Source organism: Micromonospora sp. WMMD729, from assembly GCF_049315225.1.
GTDB lineage: Bacteria > Actinomycetota > Actinomycetes > Mycobacteriales > Micromonosporaceae > Micromonospora.
The window spans coordinates 3,069,366-3,090,394 of sequence record NZ_CP186059.1 but is presented as its reverse complement, the minus strand read 5'-3'; the positions used below and the strand labels follow the sequence as shown (position 1 = coordinate 3,090,394).

Here is a 21,029-nt window from a genome sequence, read left to right as displayed (position 1 = left end):
ATGCAGGGCAACCGGACGCGCGCAGACATCCCGCGCGCCGGATCAAGCACACTCAGCCTTCGGTGATCTTCTGATACGCGCCCGCCGTGAGCAACCCGTCCGTCGCCGTCGGATCGGTCGGCGTGATCTCCACCAACCAACCCGCACCGTACGGATCCGTGTTGATCAGCTCAGGAGTGTCACCCAGCGCCTCATTCCGCGCCGACACCGTACCCGCGACCGGGGCGTAGATCTCCGACACGCTCTTGGTCGACTCGATCTCACCCAACGAGTCACCGGCCGCCACGACCGCACCCGCCTCCGGCAACTGCACGTACACGATGTCACCCAGCGCGTCCTGCGCGAAGTGCGTGATGCCGACCCGGACCGAACCGGTACCGTCACCCGCCACCCACTCATGCTCGGCGGTGTATCGCAGATCCTCGGGAATCACCAGACGCGTCCTCATCCATCGTGCCCCGGACCACCCGGGCCCGGCGCGGCCGCGCCGGTCAGGAGACCGGACGGGCGTGTTTCCTACTTGGTCGGCGCGTGCAGCGCCGAAACCTCGGCAACCTCACGCTCCCCAAACGTCACGTTACCGCCGTCACCCCGGACCGACGCCACCACCCCACCAGGAATGTTCAACGCCGTACGCATCGTCGCCGGATCACCGATCACCGTGATCGTGTACGGGCCCGTCAACCGCCGCCCCTCCACCACCAACGACCCGTTCTCCCCGTCCAGGAAGTACGTCGACGCGATCACCCGCACCGTCGCCCGGTCACCACCGGAGATCTGCATCGCCTCCGCGCCCGCGCCCCGCAACTCCTGCACCGCGTCCAACACCCGGTTCGCCGTGATCGGCTTGACCCCACTGGAGAACTGCACCGTCAACCCCGGCCCCACCGCCGGCAACGTACCCGCCAGAATCCCCAGCTCGTCCGCCCGACGCGTCGCCTCGTCCAACGCCGCCTGCCGACCCTGCTCACCCGAGGCCAACTGCCGCTGACTGTCCTCCAACGCCCGAATGTCCTGCTGCAGGCGACTCTCCCGGGCATCCAGATCCGACAGGATCCGCACCAGGTCCTCCTGCCGCGTCGCCCCCAACGTCGGATCCGCTGACGTCGTCTTCAACTGCACGACCAGCGTGAAGCCCAACAACGCCAACAACACCGCGATCATCCCGCCCGCCGCGCTCCACCGCGACCGACCCGCCACGGGCGCGGCCGGCGACACCTCGGGCTCATCCGCCGCCTCGGAAGAAGACGCCGCCGGCTCCCCCGCCCGCGACACCGCACGCAGATCCACCGTCGCCCCGTCATCGGACGGCGACACCTCGGGCTCCGCGTCGAGCGGCTCCGGCTCCCGAACCGGCTCGTGCGGCGCCAACGGACTCAACTCGTCCGGATCCGGCGCGTCCGGCCGCGGGTCCGGCTCACCCGCCGGCCCACCAGACCGCCCCGGCACCGCCGGCTGCGGCCAGCCCGTCCCCGTCTCCGCCTGCTCGTCGCTCATCGCTGTCAAACCTACGCCCGGAACAGGTGCCGACGGATCGCCGCCACATTTCCGAAGATGCGCACACCCAGCACGACCACCACACCCGTGGACAACTGCCCGCCCACACCCAACTGGTCACCCAGGTACACGATCAGCCCAGCCACCAGCACGTTCGAGATGAACGACACCACGAACTGCTTGTCGTCGAAGATGCGGTCCAACTTCGCCCGCACCCCACCGAACACCGCGTCCAACGCGGCCACCACCGCGATCGGCAGGTACGGCTGCAACGCCGCCGGCACCGTGGGATCAAGCCACACCCCGAGCACCACACCGGCGAGCAACGCCAGCACCGCGATCATCCGCCACCTCCGGAAGGACTAGCGGTCCCCGGCGAACCCGACGACCCAGGACTACCAGACCGGCCAACCGCACCCGAAGGGCTCGGACTGACCGACGGCCTGGCGTAGCGTAGCTGCGGCTCCGGAGCCGCCGGCAGGGTGAGGTCCTCCGCCTCCCGCACACCGAACGACAACCCGGTCTTCTGCGCGACCTCCCGCATCAGCGCCGCGTTCCGACTGTCCTCGAACTTGCGCCGCATCGACCCCGGACCCGTCGCCGACACCTCGTACGGCCCCGTCACCGGCCGGAAATCCACCAGGATCGCCTCACCCGCCGAACGGATCGTCGACGTCGAGGTCAACCGCTGCCCGTTGATCGCGATCGCCTCCGCACCGGCGCTCCACAACGCGTTCGCCACACCCTGCAGATCGCTGTAGAGCACCCGCGGCGGCCCCGCGCCCGCACCGGTCACCGCGTCCGCGTTCCCCGGAGCGTCCGCCAGGCGCACCACCACACCGTCGCCCCGCACCCGACCCAGCCCGGTGCTCGCCTCCAGGTCCCGCAGCCGCGCCGCGGCCGAACCGCTCAACGCCGCGTCCCGCTGCCGGCTGACCTCCTCGCGCAGCTGGTCCGCCCGCGCCGACAACCGGTCGGTCTGGCTCTCCCGCTCCTTGATCTGCGCCACCAGCCCCGAGCGCGCCTGGGCACGCCCCGGCTCGTCCGCCATCGTCTGGCGATACGCCACCGCGAACAGGAAACCCAGCACCACCACCACGACCAGGCCGACGGACCGCGCCGCCCAGCTCCGGTTCGCGTCCGAAGACGTCCCCCGCCGGCGCGCGGCAGCCGCGTCCGCGTATCCCGGGTCCAGCGGGTTGCGGAACAACTCGGTGAGGAAGTCCGGCGCGTACACCCGATCCGAGCGGGGCCGCGGCGGCGGCGTCGCGCTCACGCGGCCGCTCCCCGGCCCCGGGCCGCGCGCACCAGCCGCGACGCCTGCACCACGTACATCGCACCGGCCACCCAGTAGAGCACCAGCCCCCACCAGGCCAACCCCCAGCCGATCGCGGCCGTCGCCGTGGCCGCCGCATCCCACTCGGTGGCCAGCAGCAGCACCGGGAACGCCGCGAGCAGCAGGAACGTGGCGGTCTTGCCGACGTAGTGCACCGGCGGCGGCCCGTACCCGAAGCGGCGCAGCACCGCCAGCGAGCCGAGCAGCAGCAACTCCCGGGCCAGCAGCGCCGCCGTGAACTGCCACGGCACCACCTCGCGGGCGGTGAAGGCGAGCAGGGTGGCGAGGATGTAGAGCCGGTCGGCGAGGGGGTCGAGCAGCTCACCGAGCCGGCTCACCTGCCGCAGCCGGCGGGCGATCCAGCCGTCCACCCAGTCGGTGGTGCCGCCGATGGCCAGCACCACCACCGCCGCGACGTCCGCCCGGGCCACCAGGAAGAGATAGAGGAACAGGGGTACGCCGAGCAGCCGTCCGAAGCTGATCAGGTTGGGCAGGGTGAGCACCTGGTCGCCGGGCGCCTGGTCGCCGGTGTCCCGCGGGTGCTCTGCCTGAGCCGGCCGACGCGACACCGAACCTCCTTCACGGCACGCACCGACGCCAGGCCGAGATCGGGCGCGGCGGAGGTCGTACGCGCTGTCGGGCCGGTAAGCACCGGCTCCCCTGCGGCCCCGGGACGGGACCTCTGCCCTGATACGGCCCGCGATCTCGGTGATCGCGGGCCGGCTGAGTGCGCTGCCACTATATCGGGCTCCCGGGCGGGCCTCGGGCGCCGCGCGCTCTCGGCGCGGTGGTGCCGCACTGTGGTGTGGATCACCACCGCTAGAGCGTCCTAGGACACTAGTGGAAGACGTCACGCCGTCTGGACGGCCGCCTGGTCGGTCTGCTGCTCCGGCACCGTCTGCGTAGCCGCCCGGCCGAACGCCAACAGCGACGCCAGCAGGTCGTGCTGCGCCCGGGGCGCCATCCGGTCCAACACGGCCTGCACCGCGCGCTGGCGCCGCTCCGCCAGCTCCCGCAGCAGCGTCAGCGCCGCAGCGGTGGGCACCAGCCGCACCTCCCGCCGGTCGCGCGGGTCGGCCACCCGCCGCAACAGGCCGGTCGCCTCCAACCGGTCGCACAGCCGACTGGCCGACGAGGGCACCACGTCCAGCAGCTCCGCCAGCCCGTTGACGTTGGTCTCCGGCCGGCCGCTGATCAGCATCAGCACCCGCAACTGCGTCGGCGGCACCTGATGCCGCGACGCCGCCGAGTCGAGCACGGCGATCAGGGTCTCTGCGGCCGCGTTGATCGCCGCGGCGAGATCCGTCGGTCGCTCCACCCGATGTCCCCTGCCGTCGTCGCGCTGCTGCCCGCCCGGGACGGTGGCGGCGACTCTCATCCGCCATCCCGCCCACGCGGACCATGCCAGTCGAGGCAGACGACGACGGCGTCGTCGCGCAAATCGGAATCCGCGTGGTAGGCGTGTAGTTCGCGCATCACCGTACCAACCGCCTCGGTCGCCGGCTGCAACCGAGTGGCGCGCAACGAGCGGGCCATCATCCGCTGCCCGTACGGCTCCCGCCCCGCCGGCTCGGCCGCCCACACCCCGTCGCTGACCACGAAGACCCGGTCACCCGGCGCGAGCTGGAACTCCTGCACCTCGTAGCGGGTCTCGGCGAACATGCCCAGCGGCAACTGCTGATCCAGCGTCATCGGCTCGACGGTCGCGCCGCGCATCCGCAGCAGGTGCGGCGAACCGGCGTCGACCGCCCGTACCCGCCCGGTGACGATGTCCAGCTCGAGCAGCAGCGTGGCCACATGCCGGCGGCCCCGGTGCTGGTAGTAGACCGTGTCCGAGGCCAGCTCCGCCTGCTCCACGAGGCCGCCGTCCGAGCGCCGGGCGTTGCGCATGGCGTTCACCGTGACCGCCGTCAGCAGCGACGCGGCCAGGCCGTTGCCCTCCCCGTTGAGCACCGTCAACGTGAGCCGTTCACCGTCCAGCGACCAGTCGAAGTGGTCTCCCCCGACGGTGTACGCCGGCTCCAGTTGCCCGGCCAGGTGGAAGTAGCGGTGTGCCACGCTGCGCCCGGGCAGCAGGTCCCACTGCATCTCGGCGGCCATGCTGAGCCGCTCCCGGCGACGGGCCCGCCGGTACCGGTCGGTCTCCCGGTCCGCGGCCCGCATCGCCACCGCCAGGTCGCCGGCGATGTCGGCGGCACGGCCGGTGACCGCCGGGCCGGGCACCGTCGGCAACTCGATGAGCAGCACACCCAACCGCTCCCCCCACACCGTCAGGGGCAGGTAGAGCCGGCACGCGCCGTCCTCGAGACCGTCGCGCACCGGCTGCTGGCTGGAGAAGCAGCGCTGCGCCACGGTGTGCCGGGCCAGGGCCCCAGCAGCCGGCAGGTCCGGATCCAGCACGGGCCAGAGCCCGCTGATCCGGTAGTCGGCGACGAACACGTCGGTGCGCACCGCGCCCAACGCCGCCCGGATCGCCCGGTCCGCCGCCTCCGCCAACTGGTCGGGCGCGGCTTCGCGCAGCGCGCGCGACACCCCGTCCGGCGCGTCCACCATGCTTGGTCGTCCCTCCAGAAACTTGCTACAGGGCAAGCATCATACGGACGCGCCCGGACAACCCGTCGTCGCGGGTCAGTCCGCGCCCCGTGTCGCCAGGACGCCGTGGAAGGCGTCCGGCACGTCGACCGGCACCCCGGCGGACCGCCACCGGTGCACCGGGACGATCCCGTCCGCCGTCGGTGTCCACCGGCCCAGCAGCGGCGCGAACGCCGCCGGCGGGCGCATCCGGAACGCCGGCCCCATCATCGCCAGCGCCTGCGGGTGGGCGGCCAACTCCTCGGTGTCGAAGTCCACAGCCAGCAGGCTGCCCGGCGCCGCCGCCGCGTACAGTTCGTCGAGGGTACGCGTCAGCGTGCCGTCGTCGAGGAACGCGGCCAGCCCGAGGAAGACCACCCCCACCGGCCGTCGCCCCCACCCCGGTACGAAGCGGTGCAGTTGGGCCGGGTCGATGGTGCCGATGTCGGTGGCGTCGCCGTAGCCGTAGCCCGCCCGGTCGCTGCCGGCGAGGATCCGCTGACCCAACCGGATGGTCACCGGGTCGACGTCGGTGTAGAGCACCGTGGCGTCCGGAGCGACCTCGTGCACGTTGCCCATCGTGGGCACCCCCGCCCCGAAGACCAGGAACCCGTCCACGCCCTGCGCGACGATCGCTCGGACCGCTCGGCCGAGGAACGCCCGCAGCTCCCGAAAGACCGGCGCACACGGCCCGTACGCCTGCTCGAAGGCGGTCGCCGCGGCCACATCGACGGCGAAGTGGTGCTCCCCACCGAGCCAAAAGTCGATCATGCGAGCGGTGCTCGGCTCGTCCGGTTCACCCATCGACGACGCTCCTCCCCTGGAGTCGTCGCCAGCGTACCGACCGGGCCCGAGCGGCGGTATCGCTCCGCCGCGCCGCCACGCCCGCGATACTGGCCCCGGCAGGGGGTGAGCGATGAACTCGGCGGACAGCGCGGCGGTGGTGGTCGGCGTGGACGGCTCGCAAGCGTCCCTGCGCGCCGTGCGCCTGGCCGCCGCCGAGGCGGTCCGCCGGCACCGACCGCTGCGCGTGGTGCACGGATTCATCTGGCCGCTGCTGCGGGTGCCGGACTCCCCGGCCCCCGGCGCGCCGCCCGGCGCAGGCCTGCGCCAACGGGCACAGGAACTGGTCGCCGCCGCGGTGGCCGAGGCCGAGGCGACCACGCCCGGGCTGACCGTCTCCGGCGAGATCATCGACGGTGAGGCCGCCGCGGTGCTGGTGGGCGAATCCCCCACCGCAGCCCTCATCGTGCTCGGCGACCGGGGACTGGGCGGCTTCTCCGCACTCGTCGTCGGCTCGGTGGCGGTGCAGGTCAGCGCGTACGCCGACTGTCCCGTGCTGGTCGCCCGCGGCGAGCAACGCCCCGACGGGCCGGTGGTGGTCGGCATGGACGGCTCGGCGGCGTCGCTGCTCGCCGCCGACGCCGCCGCCGAGACCGCGGTGGCGCGCGGCGTGCCGCTGCGCGCGGTGCACGCCTACCGGCATCCCGGCAGCAGCGGCCCCGGCGACATGCAACCCCTGGTGTACGACGAGGCGCGGTTGCACGGCGAGCAGGAGCGGCTGCTCGACGGCTGGCTGGACGGGCTGGCCCTACGTCATCCGGGGTTGCGCCTGACCTGCCGGGCGACGCGCGGGCGGGCCGGCGCGGTGCTCGCCGAGACCTCCGCCGACGCCCAACTGCTGGTCGTCGGCGGGCAGGGGCGCGGTGAGGTGACCGGGTTGCTGCTGGGGTCGGTGAGCCAGTCGGTGCTGCACCACGCGCGCTGCCCCGTCATGGTGGTGCGCGGCCCCCGCTGACGCCCCGGGGTTGGTCCGCCGCCCAACGGGTAGACGGCCGCGGTACGCCAACGGCGACGAAGGAGGCAGCAGATGCCAGGACCACGGCCGGGCAGCAACGCGTACGACAAGCAGCGGGCGCGCCTGCGTAACGCCATCGACGACTCCGGACGCCGGGTACCCGACGGCAAGGCCAACCAGGTCGCCAACCGGATCCTTCAGGAGGATCGCGGCCAACGGGGCGTCGTGCGTGGTGAGCGCACCTACGGGCCCAAGAGCGAACGCGAACCGGGCGACCCGAAGTGAGGGGCGTCGACCTGGCCGACGGCGCGATCGCGGGCGCGGTCGGCAGCACCGCGCTGAACGTGGTGGGCTTCCTCGACATCGCGCTACGGGCGCGGCCGGCGAGCAGCACACCGGAGCAGACCGTCGACAAGCTGGCCCACCTCGCGCACGTGGACCTGGGACCGGAGCCCCGGGCGGCCACCCGCCGCTCGGGGCTCGGGCCCCTGATCGGTTACGGGCTGGGCATCGCCGCCGGCGTGGCGTTCGCGCTCTACGCCGGAGGTCGACGGCAGCCACTGCCGATGGCCACCGGTGTGCTCGGCGCGGGCGTCATGGCGATGACCGACGGTTCCATCACGGCGCTGGGCATCAGCGATCCCCGTACCTGGCGGCGCTCGGACTGGATCTCCGACATCATCCCGCACCTGGCGTACGGGCTGACGGCCGCCGCCACCTGGAACAGGTTGCGACGGCCGTCCGGGCGCGCGGGTTAGGCGCGGCTGTCGCTGTCGTCCTCGGCGACCGGCTCACCCGCCGGGCCGTACGGCGACACCTGGCCCTTGGGCACCGGCCGACCGGCGTCCCCGCGCGACGAGCCACGGTTGAGCGGATGCCCGGTCGGTCCGGGGCCCTTGCTGTCCTGGCTGGTCGCTCCCTTGGCGTTACGCCGGAACTCCTCCTGCTGCGGGTTGACCACGAGCGTCTCCTCCCGGTACGGCAGGCGGCATCGACCGCCTCCGCCGGCCGCATACCCGCCGGGCCGGACCGCATTCTCCACCCGCACCGACCGACGACCGCGCCGGCAGTCGACAGGGCTAGCCGGGCGCCGGGCGGGTACCCCGGTGGGATGGGTGACGATCGAGCTGTGGTGCGGGTCCTGCTGGACCGCCGGGGCGACACGTACGCCGAGGAGGCCGGCATCCGGCTCGCCGACCGTCCCGGCCCGCTGTACCAACTGCTGGTGCTGGCCACCCTGCTGAGCACCCGGATCCGGGCGTGCGTCGCGGTCGACGCCGCCCGGGAGTTGTTCGCGGCCGGCTACCGCACGCCGCAGGCGATGGAGGCGGCGAGCTGGCAGCAGCGGGTCGACGCGCTGGGCCGGGGTCACTACCGCCGCTACGACGAACGCACCGCCACCATGCTGGGCACCGGCGCGCGGTTGTGTCTGGACCGGTGGCACGGCGACCTGCGGCGGCTGCACCGCGACGCCCAGGGCGACCCGGCCGGGCTGCGGCGGCGGCTCACCGAGTTCCCCGGCATCGGACCCACCGGCGCGGACATCTACCTGCGCGAGGCGCAGACGGTCTGGTCCGACGTGCGCCCGTACGCCGACCGGCGGGCTCTCGCCGGCGCGAAACGACTGGGCCTGCCGGGCTCACCGGACCGGCTGGCCGCCCTGGTCGACGAGCCGGACTTCGGCCGCCTCGCCTCGGCGCTGGTCCGGGTGGCGCTCGGCGAGGAGTCCGCCGGCGAGGTCAGCCGCGTCGCCGCCGGCTGAGCCGCTCACTTGACGGTCTTGTCCCCCGGTCGGGTCAGATGCCACACCAGCAGCGCGGCGAGCAGCGCCAGGACGATGACCCCGCCGGAGATGCCACGGCCCTCCTCGGGGCTGCGGCCGGTGCTGCCGAAGTAGATCACCGCGAGGCCGGCGAGGACGGTGACGAACGTACGCAACCCTCGGTCCTTCACGTACCGCACCGTAGGCGGGCCACCGTCGTACGGTGGCTTTTCAGGCGGGTTGTCCCTCTTTTGGGGGTCCGTTCACCGTTCGGCGACGAAGCCGCGCAGCCGCACCCGCCGTACCGCCCGGTCGGCGACCTCCACCACCTCGATGGTCAACCCGGGCAACCGCACCGTCTCCCCGGGAGACGCCGGCAGGTGCCGCAACCGGGACAGCACCAGCCCGGCCACCGTCGTGTACTCCCGGGACAGCGGGAAGCTCAGCCGCACGCCCACGTCGGGCAGGTCGTGCAGGGGGAAGTCACCGGGCACCAGCAGTGACCCGTCCGGCTCCCGGACCACACCGTGCACGTCCCGGTCGGTCTCGTCGTACAGCTCGCCGACGACCTCGGCCAGCAGGTCCTCCAGCGTGACGATGCCGTCGATGCCGCCGTGCTCGTCCACCACCAGGGCCAGCTGCTGGTGTTCCTGGCGCAGTTGGCGCAGCGCGTCGGCGACCGGCAGGGTGACCGGCAGCAGCAGCGGCGGCCGGACCTGCTCCCCCACCGTGCCGACCTCGGCGCGGACCAGGTCGCGGATGTGCACCACGCCGATCACCTCGTCCAGGCCGCCCGGGCGGGTCACCGGCGCGCGGGAGCGCCCGGCGGCGCCGAGCAGCCGTACGCCCTCGGCGGCGGGCAGGTCGGCCGGCAGCGTGGTCACCTCCCGGCGGGCCACCAGGATCTCCCGCAGCGTCCGACCGGCGATGTCGAACGCGCCGGTCAGGATCTCCCGCTGCTGCGCCGACAGGCCCCGCTGACTGGCCAGCATCTCCCGCAGCTCCTCCTCGGTCATCTCCTCGCGGCTGGCCCGCGGGTTCCCGCCGGCCAGCCGGACCACCACGTCGGTCGCCCAGCTCAGCAGCCACACCGCCGGACGGGACACCCGGGCGAGCAGGTCCAGCGGCCCGGCGCTGAGCAGCGCCCACCGCTCGGCGCGCTGCATGGCGAGGCGCTTCGGCGCCAACTCGCCCACCACCAACGTGACGAAGGTCAGGGCCACCGTCACCAGCAGCACCGCGGCCGGCCGGGCCGCCGCGCCGAGGAAACCCAGCGGGCCGACCAGCGGCTGCGCGAGGGACACCGCGGCGGCCGCCGAGGCGAGGAACCCGGCCAGGGTGATGCCGAGCTGGATGGTGGCCAGGTAGCGGTTCGGGTCCCGGGAGAGCCGTACCAGCCGCTCGCCGGCCCGGCTGCGCCGGCCCAACCGCCGCAACTGCCCCTCGCGCAGCGTCACGAGGGCCATCTCGCTGCCCGACAGCGCGGCGTTGATCAGCACGAGGACGGCCACCAGCGCCAACTGCCCGAGCTGACCGCCCACCGCGCACCTCCGTCCGGACTCCGCCCGCCGTTCAGCAACAGGCCCTAGTCGACCTCCAGGTCGTCCAGCGAGATGCTGTGCGTCATCAACCACCGGGCCAACGCCGTCATGCCGAACAGCCACAGCGGCACCGACTCGGTGGGGCCGTTCGTCGCGTAGATGGCGAAGCGCAGATCCGGGGCGCGGTACGCCTCGATCCGCCACTGGTGCTGCCGGTCCCGCCAGACCGCCGAAGGGTCCATGGCGTCACCGTAGGTGACCGGGGCGGTCCCGGGGGCCGGGTTGGCGCTCAGCTGACGACGACGACCCGCGCGTCGTCGGGCAGCCGGCGGGTGACGCCGCGTCGGTCCAGCAGCTCCAGCAGCGGCACCGCCACCCGTCGGGTGGTGTCCAGGGCCTGCCGGGCCGCCGACAGGGTGAACGGCTGGGGCAGCCCGGCCAGCACGGTGACCGCCGCGTCGAGCGCCTCGGGCAGCAGCACCACGGCGTCGGCCAGCCGCAGCAGCGCGCCGGCGCGTACCGCCGCGCCGATCTCCCGGGGCCCGAGGCCCAGTTCGACGAGGCGGTCCGCCTCCGGGGCGCGGAACGGATGGTCGGCGTACTCGGCGCGGACCCGCCGTACGGCCTGGGCCACCGGGTCGGGCAGGGTGTCGACGGCGGTCGTGCCGACCCGACCGCCGTGCACCCGCAGCGGCGGGCGCACCAGGGCCTCGACCAGGGCCCGGTCGGGCAGGGCCAGGCGCTGCCGCAGCGCGTCGACGGGCATGCCCGGCTCCAGCGGGTGCTCCCGCGCGTAGCGGGTGACCTCCTCGGTCACCTGGTCGCCGAGGAGCCGCCAGTGCCCGGGGTCGGCGAGCCAGTCACCGGCGACCGGGGTGGCCTGTACCGGCACGCCCATCCGACGGAGCGCGCCGACCCGGACCAGGCGGCGGCGGCGCAGCTCACCGGCCAGGTCGGGGCGTCCGTCCAGCTCGGCGAGGACGGCCGCGCGGGCAGCCGCCGCGCCCCGGCGGGTCAGTGGCGGCGGCGCGACGTCGAGGACCCGTACGCCGCCGCAGACGTGGTGACGGCCGGGATCGCGCAGCAGCGCCCGGTCGCCGACGAGCAGCGGCAGCGGGCGGGCCAGCCGGAGCCGGACGGTGTCGACGCCGAGCGGCCGGACCCGCACCGGCACGGCCGCCGACCCGACGTGCAGGGTGAGGGTGGCCGGCAAATCGGCGGCGGGGTCGCCGGAGAGCCGGACGTCGACGAGGTCGGTGCGGTGGAACCGGCCCGGCGTCAGCAGCGCGTCGCCACGACCGAGTCGGTCCCGGGGCGTACCCCGGAGGTTGACCGCGACCCGGGCGACGGCCGACACCTCCGGTCGGGCCTCGCCCAGGCGGTGCAGGCCGCGGACCCGGACCGGCTCGCCGGCGCCGGCCAGTTCCAGGGTGTCGCCGACCCGCAACCGGCCGGCGCCCAGGGTTCCGGTGACGACGGTGCCGCTGCCCCGCACGGTGAAGCTGCGGTCCACCCAGAGACGCACCGGGGCGTCCAGCACGGGCTCGGGCAGTCGCGCGACGAGCCGGTCCAGCGCGGCCCGCAACTGCGGCAGGCCGGCGCCGGTCAACCCGCTGACCGCGACCGTCTCCACCGCTCCGAGACTGCTCGCCGCGATCTCGGACCGGGCGCGTTCCGCCGCCGGATGAGGGTCGGCGAGGTCCGCGCGGGTCACCACCAGCAGGCCGTGCCCGACGCCGAGCGCGTCGAGCGCGGCCAGGTGCTCGGCGGACTGCGGCATCCACCCCTCGTCGGCGGCGACCACGATCAGCGCGGCCGGCACCGGGCCGACGCCCGCGAGCATGTTCGGTACGAACCGCTCGTGCCCGGGTACGTCGACGAACGCGATCGTGGCCCCGGACGGCAGCGTCGTCCAGGCGAATCCCAGGTCGATGGTCATGCCCCGGCGGCGTTCCTCGGCCCACCGGTCGGGTTCCATCCCGGTCAACGCCCGCACCAGGGTCGACTTGCCGTGGTCGACGTGCCCGGCGGTGGCGACGACGAACATGCTCAGTCGTCCCCGGGTACGCGCAGCACGGCCGCCAGGACCGCGTCGTCGGCGTCGACGGGCACGCAGCGCAGGTCGAGCAGGAGCCGGCCGCGCACCACCCGACCGAGCACCGGTTGCTCTCCGGTGCGCAGCGGCGCGGCGTACCGCTCGGGCAGGCTCAGCGCCCACGAGTCCAGTTCGACGCCGGGAGCGCCACCGCCGCCGACCACGGCGACCGCCGGGACGACCTCTGCCTTGCGTCCGTCCGCGCCCAGCCGGTCGCGCAGCAGCTCCACCCGCCGGCGCAGAGCGGCCGGGTCGGTGTGCAGCGCACTCCGGGTCGGGGTGTCCGGTCGGTGCAGGGTGGCGGCCAACGCCGCCAGGGTCAGCTTGTCCACGCGCAGCGCCCGGGCGAGCGGGTGGCGGCGTAACCGTTCGACAAGCGTGGCGTCGCCGAGCAGCAGGCCGGCCTGGGGGCCGCCGAGCAGCTTGTCGCCGCTCGCGGTGACCAGGGCCGCGCCGGCGCGCAGGGTGCTGGCCGCGTCGGGCTCGTCGGGCAGCAGCGGGTCCGCCGCGAGGAGTCCGGAGCCGATGTCGGCGACCACCGGCACGTCGAGGGTGGCGAGGCGGCGCACCGGCACGGCCGAGGTGAAGCCGGTGACCTGGAAGTTCGACGGGTGCACCTTCAGCACGAACCCGCTGCGCGGACCGACCGCGGCGGCGTAGTCGTCGAGGGTGGTGCGGTTGGTGGTGCCCACCTCGCGCAGCCGCGCGCCGGTGCTCTCCAGCAGGTCGGGCAGGCGGAAGCCGTCGCCGATCTCGACCAGCTCACCGCGGCTGACCACGATCTCGCGGTCGGCGGCCAACGCCGTGGCCGCCAGCACCAGCGCGGCGGCGCCGTTGTTGACCACGTGCACGGCGGCGGCGTCCGGCACGGCGGCGGCGAGCGCGTCGAGGGCGTCGCGGCCCCGGCGGGCCCGGCGTCCGGTGGTCAGGTCCAGTTCGACGTCGGTGTGCCCGGCGGCGGCGACGACCGCCGCGACGGCGGTCGGCGACAGCGCCGCCCGACCGAGGTTGGTGTGCAGCACGACGCCGGTGGCGTTGAGCACCGCCCGGGGGCCGGGCGCGGGCAGCCCGGCGACGGATGCGTCCCGTACCTCGTCGGGGGTGATCTCACCGCGTCGGGCCCGCGTCTGCGCCTGCACGACGGCGGCCTTGACCCGGTCCCGGCCGAGGGTCGCGATGGCCGCCGCCAGCCGCGGATCGGCCAGGAGGGTGTCGGTGCGGGGCACCCGACGCCGCGGGTCCTCGCTGCCGTCACGCATCACGTCACTCCTGCCGCCGTTGGCGGAGACGGACGGGAATCGAACCCGCCTGGCCCGGGTCCCGGACCACACCGGTTTTGAAGACCGGGAGGGGCACCAGCCGCCTGAACGCCTCCGTCGCACATTCGATCACAACGGCGGTGCGAGCGCTCAGTCAGTCGCCGGATCCGCCTCGGTCCGCCGGGCGTTCACCCGCTCGCGTTGCGGCACGACGGTATAGCGGGGGTCGCGGGCGGACGCGACGCCGCCGTAGAAGATGCCGAACCGGGTGGCGACCGACGCGCTCAGCAGGGCGGCTCCGGACACCACCCCGGCGACGCGACTGCGCCGGCCCAGCAGCGCCCCGGCCACCCCGGCGGCGGTCAGCAGCCGGCCGGCGCGCAGCAGCCGACCCGGCCGGCCCGTCCGGTAGGGCTCGCTGAGCAGCCCGAGACGGGTCTCCACCCGGTGCGCGCCGTACAGCTCCAGGGCCGCGCCGGCCACCGCCATCCGGCGGGCCGGGCCGGCCTGCGCCGGCGGCGCGGCGAGCAGACCGACGCCCGCGCCGCTGGCCAGCGCGCTGCCCGCGAAGATGACCGGCAGTTCGGGGTACGCCTCGTGCCACGACGGCACCGCCGTGTCGGCGAGCAGGACCCCGGTGTACGTCGCCAGGGCCGGTGCGGTGGCGGCGGCGACCAGCCCGGCGGCGTGCCCGGCCGGTGGCAGGGCCCGGGCGACCAGCCCGAGCGGCCCGGTTCGGGGCAGCCAGGCGGCGGTCTCGGCGATCGCCGCCACTCCGGCGGCCGGCCCGAACGCGCTGAGGATCCAGGTGCCGACCGACATGGGCGAGGTCAGCTTGGCGACCCGGAGCATGTGGTGGAACCGCTCCGGCCGGCCCAGGTCCCGGATGAGGAAGACGGCGCTGGCGCTGACCGCGCCCAGCGCGGTGACCCGGCCGGCGCGGCGCAGCGCCGGTCGCCGGGTGAGTTGACCGCCCGCGGCCAGCAGCGATGAGCCGGCAGCCAACCCGCCGGTGAACAGGTACGCGGCGATGTCCCACTTCCAGACCGGGGCCTTGAGGACGGGCCGGCCGTAGTAGGAGGTGAACTCGGCCTCGGGGACCCGCAGTTCCTCCGCGCCGCCGCGTCGACCGCGCCGGGAGCGCCGCGCGGCGTTCTCCTCGGGTTGCGGCGTCCGATCGTGGGCCGTTGCCGGCACGGCCACGTCGGTGCCGTCCTGCGCCTGCCGTTGGGTCGGCAGGTCGGGGCTCGTGGTGGCCAGGCGGTCGCGGAACCGGCGGAACCGGTCGCCCACTCGCGGTGTGGGGTTGGTCATGGCCGCCTGCCCAGGAACGCGACCACCGTGGCGGCGGCCATCGTCACAGCCGCAAGGCCGGCGCGTTTCCACATGGCCGGCAGGTCCCGGGTGGTCACCACCGGATCCGGTGGCAGCCCGTACACCTCGGGCTCGTCCAACAACAGGAAGAACGCCCCGTCACCACCCACACCATCGTTCGGGTCATGCCCGTACAACCGCGCCTCGGGCACACCCCGCTCGTGCAGTGTCGCCACCCGCGCCGCCGCGCGGTCACGCAACTCCTCCAGGGGCCCGTACTGGATCGACTCGGTCGGACACGCCTGCGCACACGCCGGCGTCATCCCCGCACCCAACCGGTCATAACACAACGTGCACTTCCACGCCCGACCATCACCCCGACGCTGATCGATCACCCCGTACGGACACGCCGAAATGCAATACCCACACCCGTTACAGATGTCCTCCTGCACCACCACCGTCCCGAACTCCGTCCGGAACAACGACCCCGTCGGACACACATCCAAACAAGCCGCATGCGTGCAGTGCTTACACACATCCGACATCATCAACCAACGAAAATCACTGCGACCCTCCACACCGGTACCCCGCCCCGGCGGCTGCGCCCCCGGCATACCCAGGAACTGCGGCCCCGCGCCGCTGTCGGTCGGGGCGCTGTCGGCCATCCGCGCGGCGGCCGACGGTGACCCGGATGGCAGGCCCGGCTCGGTGCCGGTCGACCCGGGCGTGCCGGCGGCGACCGCCGCCGACGTCGCGCTGACCGTGGTACCGGTGGGCGTGCCCGCGAACGCCGCGCCGCCGTGCCCCGCCGGGCGCGGCTGCTCGACGAACGCGACGTGCCGCCACGAGTTCGCCGTCAACGCCCCCGTGTTGTCGTACGACATCCCCAGCAGATCGAAGCCACTGTCCGGGACCCCGTTCCACTCCTTGCACGCCACCTCACACGCCTTGCACCCGATACACACACTCGTGTCGGTGAAGAACCCCATCCGCTCCGGCGCGTCCACATAACCCGCGTCCGGCGCCGGATCGAGCGGCCCGTAGAGGCTGTTCGGGTCAGGAATCACCGCTGGCCTTCCCGTCCTGGTCGGTGGTGACGGTCGGCGCGTGTCCACCCGGGGTGATCCCGGCCCGCCGCTGGTAGTCGGCGACCAGGTCGAGCAGGGCAGGCCCGGTGGGCCGCCGGCCCGGCCGTACGTCGCAGGTACCGATCTTGCTCTCCTGGATGAGGACGTTCGGGTCGAGGGTAATGCCGAACAGGTCGTTGGCCGAGTCGCCGGTGACCAGACCCTCGAAGCCGAAGTGGTACGGCAGCCACACCTGGTGGATGACCCGACCGTCCACCCGCAACGGGGTGAGCCGGTCGGTGACCAGCACCTTGGCCTCGATCACCGCCCGACCGCTGACCAGGTGCGCCCACCCGAGGTGCGCCAACCCGGTCTCGGCGGCCAGTTCCGGCGACACCTCGACGAACATCTCCGGCTGCAACTCGGCCAGGGGCCGTACGGTCCGGCTCATCCCGCCGGCGGTGTGGTGCTCGGTGAGCCGGCTGACCGTGAAGACGTACGGGAAGGCCTGACTGTGCTCCTGCGGCGGGCTCGGGTTCACCGAGTTCACCGGGTGCGCGTACGACTTGCGGGTCGGGTTGGCCTGCTGGCGGTAGAGCGGGTTACGGACCGGCGACTCGACCGGTTCGTAGTGGGTGGGCAGCGGCCCGTCCAGGACGCCGCTGGGCGCGTACAGCCAGCCCTTGCCGTCGCCCTGCATGACGAACGGGTCGTCACCGGCGATCCCCTCCGGACCGGACGCCCCGGCGGGCGGCCGGTACGACGGCGGTTTGGTCTTCTCGAAGTCCGGCACGTCGTGGCCGGTCCACTCGCCCCTGTCCGGGTCCCACCAGACGTAGCGTTTGCGCTCGCTCCACGGGTTGCCGTCCGGGTCGGCCGAGGCACGGTTGTAGAGGATCCGGCGGTTCGCCGGCCACGCCCAACCCCACTCGGCGGCCACCCAGTCCTGCTCGTGTCGGGACTTGCGGCGGGCTGCCTGGTTGACGCCGTCGGCGTACACGCCGGTGTAGATCCAGCAGCCGACGGCGGTGGAGCCGTCGTCGCGGGCCTCGGCGAAACTGGACAGCGGTCGGCCGGTCGGCACGTCGTACCCGTTGATCTCGCGCAGGACCGCCTCGGCGCTCGGCTCCTCGTGCGGACCGTGCGTGGGGTAGTCCCAGGTGAGGTCGAGCAGCGCCCGGTCGCGCGGCAGCGACGAGCCGGCCAGCTTCTCGCGCAGCCGGCGGCCGAGGTGGTAGAAGAACCACAGCTCGGAACGGGCGTCGCCCGGCGGTTCGACGGCCTTCTCCCGCCACTGCAACAACCGCTGCGTCTGGGTGAACGTGCCCTCCTTCTCGACGTGGGAGGCGGCGGGCAGGAAGAAGACCTCGGTACGGCACTCCTCGGGCACGATCTCGCCGGTGGCCACCTCGGGGCCGTTCTTCCAGAAGGTCGCGCTCTCGATCATGAAGAGGTCGCGGACCACCAGCCAGTCGAGGTTGGCCATGCCGAGGCGTTGCGCGCGGCCGTGCGCGGACCCGACGGCCGGGTTCTGCCCGAGCAGGAAGTACCCCTTGGTCTTCCCGTCGATCATGTTGAGGACCTGCTGGTACGTGCCGTGGTCGCCGGTCAACCGGGGCAGGTAGCCGTAGCAGAAGTCGTTCTCCGGCGTCGCGGCGTCCCCCCAGTACGCCTTGAGCAGGCTGGCGGCGAACGACCGGGCGTTGCCCCAGAAGCCCTTCTGCCCGGGGTGCCGGATGCTGTCCACCCACTCGTCGAAGGTGGGGTGGTCGGCGTGGTGCGGCATGGGCAGGTAGCCGGGCAGCAGGTTGAACAGGGTCGGGATGTCCGTGGAGCCCTGGATGCTGGCGTGCCCGCGCAGCGCCATCACCCCACCGCCGGGCCGGCCCATGTTGCCCAGCAGGAGTTGGATGATCGCCCCGGCGCGGATGTACTGCACACCAACGCTGTGCTGCGTCCAGCCCACCGAGTAGATGAGCATGCCGGTGCGTTCCCGGCCGGAGTTCGCCGTCCACTCCCGCGCCAGTTCGAGGAACTTCTCCTGCGGGATGCCGCAGACCCGTTCCACCATCTCCGGGGTGTAGCGGTCGTAGTGCCGCTTGAGGATCTGGTAAACGCAGCGCGGGTGCTGCAACGTCTCGTCCCGCTGCGTCTGCCCGCCGACCTCGGCACCGTGCGACTCGTGCTCCAGGCCGGCCGCCGTGTCCCGCTCCTTGGCGGTGTGCCCACTGCCCGAGGAGTCCTCGTGCCCCTCGTACTGCCAGCTGTCCTGCACGTAGCTGCCGGTCTCCGGATCGAAGCCGGAGAAGAAGCCGTCGCCGTCCTCGGTGTCGCTGAACTGGTCGCTGACGATCGTCGCCGCGTTGGTGTAGGCGAGGACGTACTCGCGGAAGTCCAACTCGTTGTCGAGGATGTAGCGGATCACCCCACCGAGCAGCGCGATGTCCGTGCCCGCCCGGATCGGCAGGTACGCATCCGCCAGCGCGCTCGTCCGCGTGAAGCGGGGGTCCACATGGAACACCTTCGCCCCGCGGCGCTTGGCCTCCATCACCCACTGGAAACCCACCGGATGGGCTTCCGCCATGTTGGAACCCTGGATGACGATGACGTCAGCGTTGGCGATGTCCTGCTGAAAGTCCGTCGCACCGCCACGACCGAAGCTGGCCCCCAGACCGGGGACGGTGGCGGAGTGTCAAATACGCGCCTGGTTCTCGATCTGCAACGCCCCCATCGCCGTGAACAACTTCTTGATGAGGTAGTTCTCCTCGTTGTCCAGCGTGGCGCCACCGAGGCTGGAGATGCCCAACGTCCGGTTGAGGGGCCGACCCTGCTCGTCGCGGTCCTCCCAGGTCTCCTCGCGGGCGGCGAGGATCCGGTCGGCGATCATGTCGAGGGCCGTGTCGAGGTCCAGGTCCTCCCACTGCGTCGCGTACGGCCGGCGGTAGCGGACCGTCGTCTGGCGCAGCGGGCTCGTCACGAGACTCTTGCTCGCCGAGCCCTTCGGACACAGGCGGCCCCGCGAGATCGGACTGTCCGGATCACCCTCGATCTGCGTGACCCGGCCATCGGTGACGAACACCCGCTGACCACAACCGACGGCGCAGTACGGGCACACCGACCGCGCGACACTGTCGGCCTCCTGGGTACGCGCCGTCAGCGCGGCGGAGCGCGCCGACTTGGCCGCCGCGCCCCGACCGAGGGGATCGGTGCCGGTGAGCTGGCGGTACACCGGCCAACCCTCGATGAACGTCCGAAGACCCATCCCCGACACCTCCCTCGCGTGCGAGCGACCCCCCGAACATAGGTCAGATGAGGAGTCTTCGCTAATCGAGGGAACGGCCCCACCGGTGCAGGCCCCACATCAACGCCGGGATCATCACCGCCGCGGCGACCAGGTGCAGCACCACGAGAACCGCGACCGTGGCGGCAGCGGCCCCACAGAGGAACGGCGGAACCAGCGAGATCGCGGTCAGCGCCACGGTCGTCCACCGGAACCGCTCGGCGGGACGCGCGCTGAACCGACCGAGAACGATGGCGAGAACGACGCCCACGAGCGAGAAGGCACCCGTCACCACGGCGAACCCGGCCAGCGGAATCGTTTCGCCGCCCTCGGGGATCTCGAAGTCGACACCGGCGGCCCCGGCGAGCGCGGCCGCGACAGTGGTCGTGGCCATCGCCGCCACGGCGGCCGCCAGACCGACGCCGGCAAGGCCGAGGAGTCGGCGCGGAGGATGGGTCGGGGCCGCGACGCTCACTTCGCACCACCCGCCGGCAGGCGCTCCGGCAGCCCCAGCCGCGCGAACCGGTCGGCGTGGAAGATGACGATCTCGGTGATCGCGCCGCCGGTGACGCGCAGGACGTCGATGGTCAACGGCAGGTACGCGCCGTCGGACTCCCGCCAGTGGTAGAACGCGACGGCGGGCTGCCGGTTCACCGAGGTCGCCACACCGCGCAGGCCCGTCATCCGGTCGAACCCGTCCGCGATCCAGTCGCCCACCACCGCGTCCCGGCCCAGGTGCAGACCCGGGGTGGGCGGCATCGAACAGCGCACATCGTCGCGCAACATCGTGGTGAGCCGGCCGATGTCCGTGGCGACGCTCGCCTCGGTGAAGTGCCGCACCAACTCGCGCGTACCGGCGTCCTGCTCGCCCCCCGTCCAGTCCTGCCGCTCGGCGGGCAGGTGCTCCCGCATGCCGGCCCGAGCCCGCTGCAACGCGCTGTTCACCGAGTTGACCGAGTCCCCGAGCAGGTCGGCGACGTCCTTCGCGGGCCAGCCGAGCACGTCCCGCAGGATCAGCACGGCCCGGGGACGCGGCGCGAGGTGCTGGACCGCCACCACGTACGCCAGCTCGATCGTCTCCCGCGCGACCGCGACCGCCTCCGGCTCGTCCGCGGCGCCCGCCGGCACCTCGTCGAGCAGCCGATCCGGATACGGCTGCAACCACCGCACCTCGCCGCCCCGGGCCGGCTCCGGACGGCACCGGGCCAAAAAGTCCAGGCAGGCGTTGGTGGCGATCCGGTACAGCCAGGCCCGTACCGTCGACCGGCCCGCGAACGTCTCCCGCCGCCGCCAGGCCCGCAGGAACGTCTCCTGCACGGTGTCCTCGGCGTCCTCGAACGACCCGAGCATCCGATAGCAGTGCACGTGCAACTCCCGCCGGTGCCGCTGCGCCAGCCCCGCGAAGGCCGTCTCGTCGACCTCGGCCAGCGCACCCGCGCTCCCACTCCGCGTGTCCGTACCCGTCACGTCCTGCTCCCGTCTCGTCGTGTCCCGGCACACCTGTGACGG

Annotated in this window: 22 protein-coding genes, 1 tRNA gene and 1 pseudogene; 4 read left to right on the top strand and 20 right to left on the bottom strand. The window is 73.3% G+C overall.

From position 1 onward, the window contains the following. Nucleotides 1-52 precede the first annotated feature (52 nt). The 8 genes and pseudogenes from gcvH to ACN263_RS14215 form a co-directional block, all read right to left on the bottom strand. Nucleotides 53-433: a glycine cleavage system protein GcvH gene (gcvH, locus tag ACN263_RS14250; RefSeq protein WP_422740708.1), complete on the bottom strand. Its 381-nt coding sequence runs from the start codon at nucleotides 431-433 to the stop codon at nucleotides 53-55. Nucleotides 434-491: 58 nt separating this feature from the next. Beyond that, nucleotides 492-1,497 (bottom strand): annotated as a pseudogene (locus ACN263_RS14245) (DUF881 domain-containing protein). A gap of 11 nt (nucleotides 1,498-1,508) precedes the next feature. Then, complete coding sequence (locus ACN263_RS14240; protein WP_007460356.1) at nucleotides 1,509-1,841, bottom strand: small basic family protein; 333 nt, start codon at nucleotides 1,839-1,841, stop codon at nucleotides 1,509-1,511. Next, entirely contained in the window at nucleotides 1,838-2,773 is a 936-nt protein-coding gene (locus ACN263_RS14235) for a DUF881 domain-containing protein (RefSeq protein WP_422740284.1), read from the bottom strand. The genes ACN263_RS14240 and ACN263_RS14235 overlap by 4 nt, the downstream gene beginning before the upstream one ends. Further along, nucleotides 2,770-3,402, bottom strand: a complete 633-nt coding sequence (locus tag ACN263_RS14230; RefSeq protein WP_422740283.1) for a CDP-alcohol phosphatidyltransferase family protein — start codon at nucleotides 3,400-3,402, stop codon at nucleotides 2,770-2,772. The genes ACN263_RS14235 and ACN263_RS14230 overlap by 4 nt, the downstream gene beginning before the upstream one ends. A 281-nt stretch (nucleotides 3,403-3,683) precedes the next feature. Continuing rightward, nucleotides 3,684-4,151 carry a MarR family winged helix-turn-helix transcriptional regulator gene (locus tag ACN263_RS14225; RefSeq protein WP_422740707.1) on the bottom strand — a complete coding sequence of 156 codons (468 nt, stop codon included), beginning with the start codon at nucleotides 4,149-4,151 and terminating at the stop codon, nucleotides 3,684-3,686. Between the two features lie 56 nt (nucleotides 4,152-4,207). Then, nucleotides 4,208-5,386: a PP2C family protein-serine/threonine phosphatase gene (locus ACN263_RS14220; protein WP_422740282.1), complete on the bottom strand. Its 1,179-nt coding sequence runs from the start codon at nucleotides 5,384-5,386 to the stop codon at nucleotides 4,208-4,210. Between the two features lie 75 nt (nucleotides 5,387-5,461). Continuing rightward, nucleotides 5,462-6,208: an SAM-dependent methyltransferase gene (locus ACN263_RS14215; RefSeq protein WP_422740281.1), complete on the bottom strand. Its 747-nt coding sequence runs from the start codon at nucleotides 6,206-6,208 to the stop codon at nucleotides 5,462-5,464. Between the two features lie 112 nt (nucleotides 6,209-6,320). Here ACN263_RS14215 and ACN263_RS14210 point away from each other — a divergent pair, with 112 nt between their 5' ends. The 3 genes from ACN263_RS14210 (at nucleotide 6,321) to ACN263_RS14200 (ending at nucleotide 7,960) form a co-directional block, all read left to right on the top strand. Continuing rightward, nucleotides 6,321-7,202 carry a universal stress protein gene (locus tag ACN263_RS14210; RefSeq protein ID WP_422740280.1) on the top strand — a complete coding sequence of 294 codons (882 nt, stop codon included), beginning with the start codon at nucleotides 6,321-6,323 and terminating at the stop codon, nucleotides 7,200-7,202. A gap of 72 nt (nucleotides 7,203-7,274) precedes the next feature. Continuing rightward, a complete protein-coding gene (locus ACN263_RS14205; RefSeq protein WP_088948250.1) occupies nucleotides 7,275-7,487 on the top strand; it encodes a phosphatidylethanolamine-binding protein in 213 nt (70 codons plus the stop codon). Continuing rightward, nucleotides 7,484-7,960: a hypothetical protein gene (locus ACN263_RS14200; RefSeq protein WP_422740279.1), complete on the top strand. Its 477-nt coding sequence runs from the start codon at nucleotides 7,484-7,486 to the stop codon at nucleotides 7,958-7,960. The genes ACN263_RS14205 and ACN263_RS14200 overlap by 4 nt, the downstream gene beginning before the upstream one ends. On the opposite strand, the gene ACN263_RS14195 is transcribed toward ACN263_RS14200, so the two are convergent. Then, the gene (locus ACN263_RS14195) at nucleotides 7,957-8,163 is read right to left on the bottom strand and encodes a hypothetical protein (protein WP_422740278.1); all 207 of its coding nucleotides are present in this window, start codon (nucleotides 8,161-8,163) and stop codon (nucleotides 7,957-7,959) included. The genes ACN263_RS14200 and ACN263_RS14195 overlap by 4 nt on opposite strands. Before the next feature lie 150 nt (nucleotides 8,164-8,313). Here ACN263_RS14195 and ACN263_RS14190 point away from each other — a divergent pair, with 150 nt between their 5' ends. Beyond that, nucleotides 8,314-8,964 (top strand): hypothetical protein, encoded by a 651-nt coding sequence (locus ACN263_RS14190; RefSeq protein WP_422740277.1) that lies wholly within the window; start codon nucleotides 8,314-8,316, stop codon nucleotides 8,962-8,964. A gap of 5 nt (nucleotides 8,965-8,969) precedes the next feature. On the opposite strand, the gene ACN263_RS14185 is transcribed toward ACN263_RS14190, so the two are convergent. The 11 genes from ACN263_RS14185 to ACN263_RS14135 all read right to left on the bottom strand — a co-directional run bounded on the left by ACN263_RS14185 (nucleotide 8,970) and on the right by ACN263_RS14135 (nucleotide 20,987). Continuing rightward, complete coding sequence (locus tag ACN263_RS14185; RefSeq protein ID WP_355244916.1) at nucleotides 8,970-9,155, bottom strand: hypothetical protein; 186 nt, start codon at nucleotides 9,153-9,155, stop codon at nucleotides 8,970-8,972. A 72-nt stretch (nucleotides 9,156-9,227) separates the two neighbouring features. Continuing rightward, nucleotides 9,228-10,505 (bottom strand): hemolysin family protein, encoded by a 1,278-nt coding sequence (locus ACN263_RS14180; RefSeq protein ID WP_422740276.1) that lies wholly within the window; start codon nucleotides 10,503-10,505, stop codon nucleotides 9,228-9,230. 44 nt (nucleotides 10,506-10,549) lie between these two features. Further along, nucleotides 10,550-10,747, bottom strand: a complete 198-nt coding sequence (locus tag ACN263_RS14175) for a hypothetical protein (protein ID WP_145781709.1) — start codon at nucleotides 10,745-10,747, stop codon at nucleotides 10,550-10,552. Between the two features lie 47 nt (nucleotides 10,748-10,794). Beyond that, nucleotides 10,795-12,552 carry a selenocysteine-specific translation elongation factor gene (selB, locus tag ACN263_RS14170; protein WP_422740275.1) on the bottom strand — a complete coding sequence of 586 codons (1,758 nt, stop codon included), beginning with the start codon at nucleotides 12,550-12,552 and terminating at the stop codon, nucleotides 10,795-10,797. A gap of 2 nt (nucleotides 12,553-12,554) precedes the next feature. Then, nucleotides 12,555-13,859, bottom strand: coding sequence for an L-seryl-tRNA(Sec) selenium transferase (gene selA / locus ACN263_RS14165; protein WP_422740274.1), 1,305 nt, complete (start codon nucleotides 13,857-13,859; stop codon nucleotides 12,555-12,557). Nucleotides 13,860-13,879: 20 nt separating this feature from the next. Then, nucleotides 13,880-13,975: transfer RNA gene (locus tag ACN263_RS14160), tRNA-Sec, on the bottom strand. Nucleotides 13,976-14,009: 34 nt separating this feature from the next. Next, nucleotides 14,010-15,173: an NrfD/PsrC family molybdoenzyme membrane anchor subunit gene (gene nrfD, locus ACN263_RS14155; RefSeq protein WP_422740273.1), complete on the bottom strand. Its 1,164-nt coding sequence runs from the start codon at nucleotides 15,171-15,173 to the stop codon at nucleotides 14,010-14,012. Continuing rightward, nucleotides 15,170-16,237, bottom strand: coding sequence for a 4Fe-4S dicluster domain-containing protein (locus tag ACN263_RS14150; RefSeq protein WP_422740706.1), 1,068 nt, complete (start codon nucleotides 16,235-16,237; stop codon nucleotides 15,170-15,172). Before ACN263_RS14150 ends, nrfD begins: the two co-directional genes overlap by 4 nt. Then, nucleotides 16,230-19,502, bottom strand: coding sequence for a formate dehydrogenase (gene fdh, locus ACN263_RS14145; protein WP_422740272.1), 3,273 nt, complete (start codon nucleotides 19,500-19,502; stop codon nucleotides 16,230-16,232). The genes ACN263_RS14150 and fdh overlap by 8 nt, the downstream gene beginning before the upstream one ends. Before the next feature lie 61 nt (nucleotides 19,503-19,563). Next, a complete protein-coding gene (locus ACN263_RS14140) occupies nucleotides 19,564-19,995 on the bottom strand; it encodes a DUF6069 family protein (RefSeq protein ID WP_422740271.1) in 432 nt (143 codons plus the stop codon). Further along, a complete protein-coding gene (locus ACN263_RS14135; protein ID WP_422740270.1) occupies nucleotides 19,992-20,987 on the bottom strand; it encodes an RNA polymerase subunit sigma-70 in 996 nt (331 codons plus the stop codon). The genes ACN263_RS14140 and ACN263_RS14135 overlap by 4 nt, the downstream gene beginning before the upstream one ends. Nucleotides 20,988-21,029 lie beyond the last annotated feature (42 nt).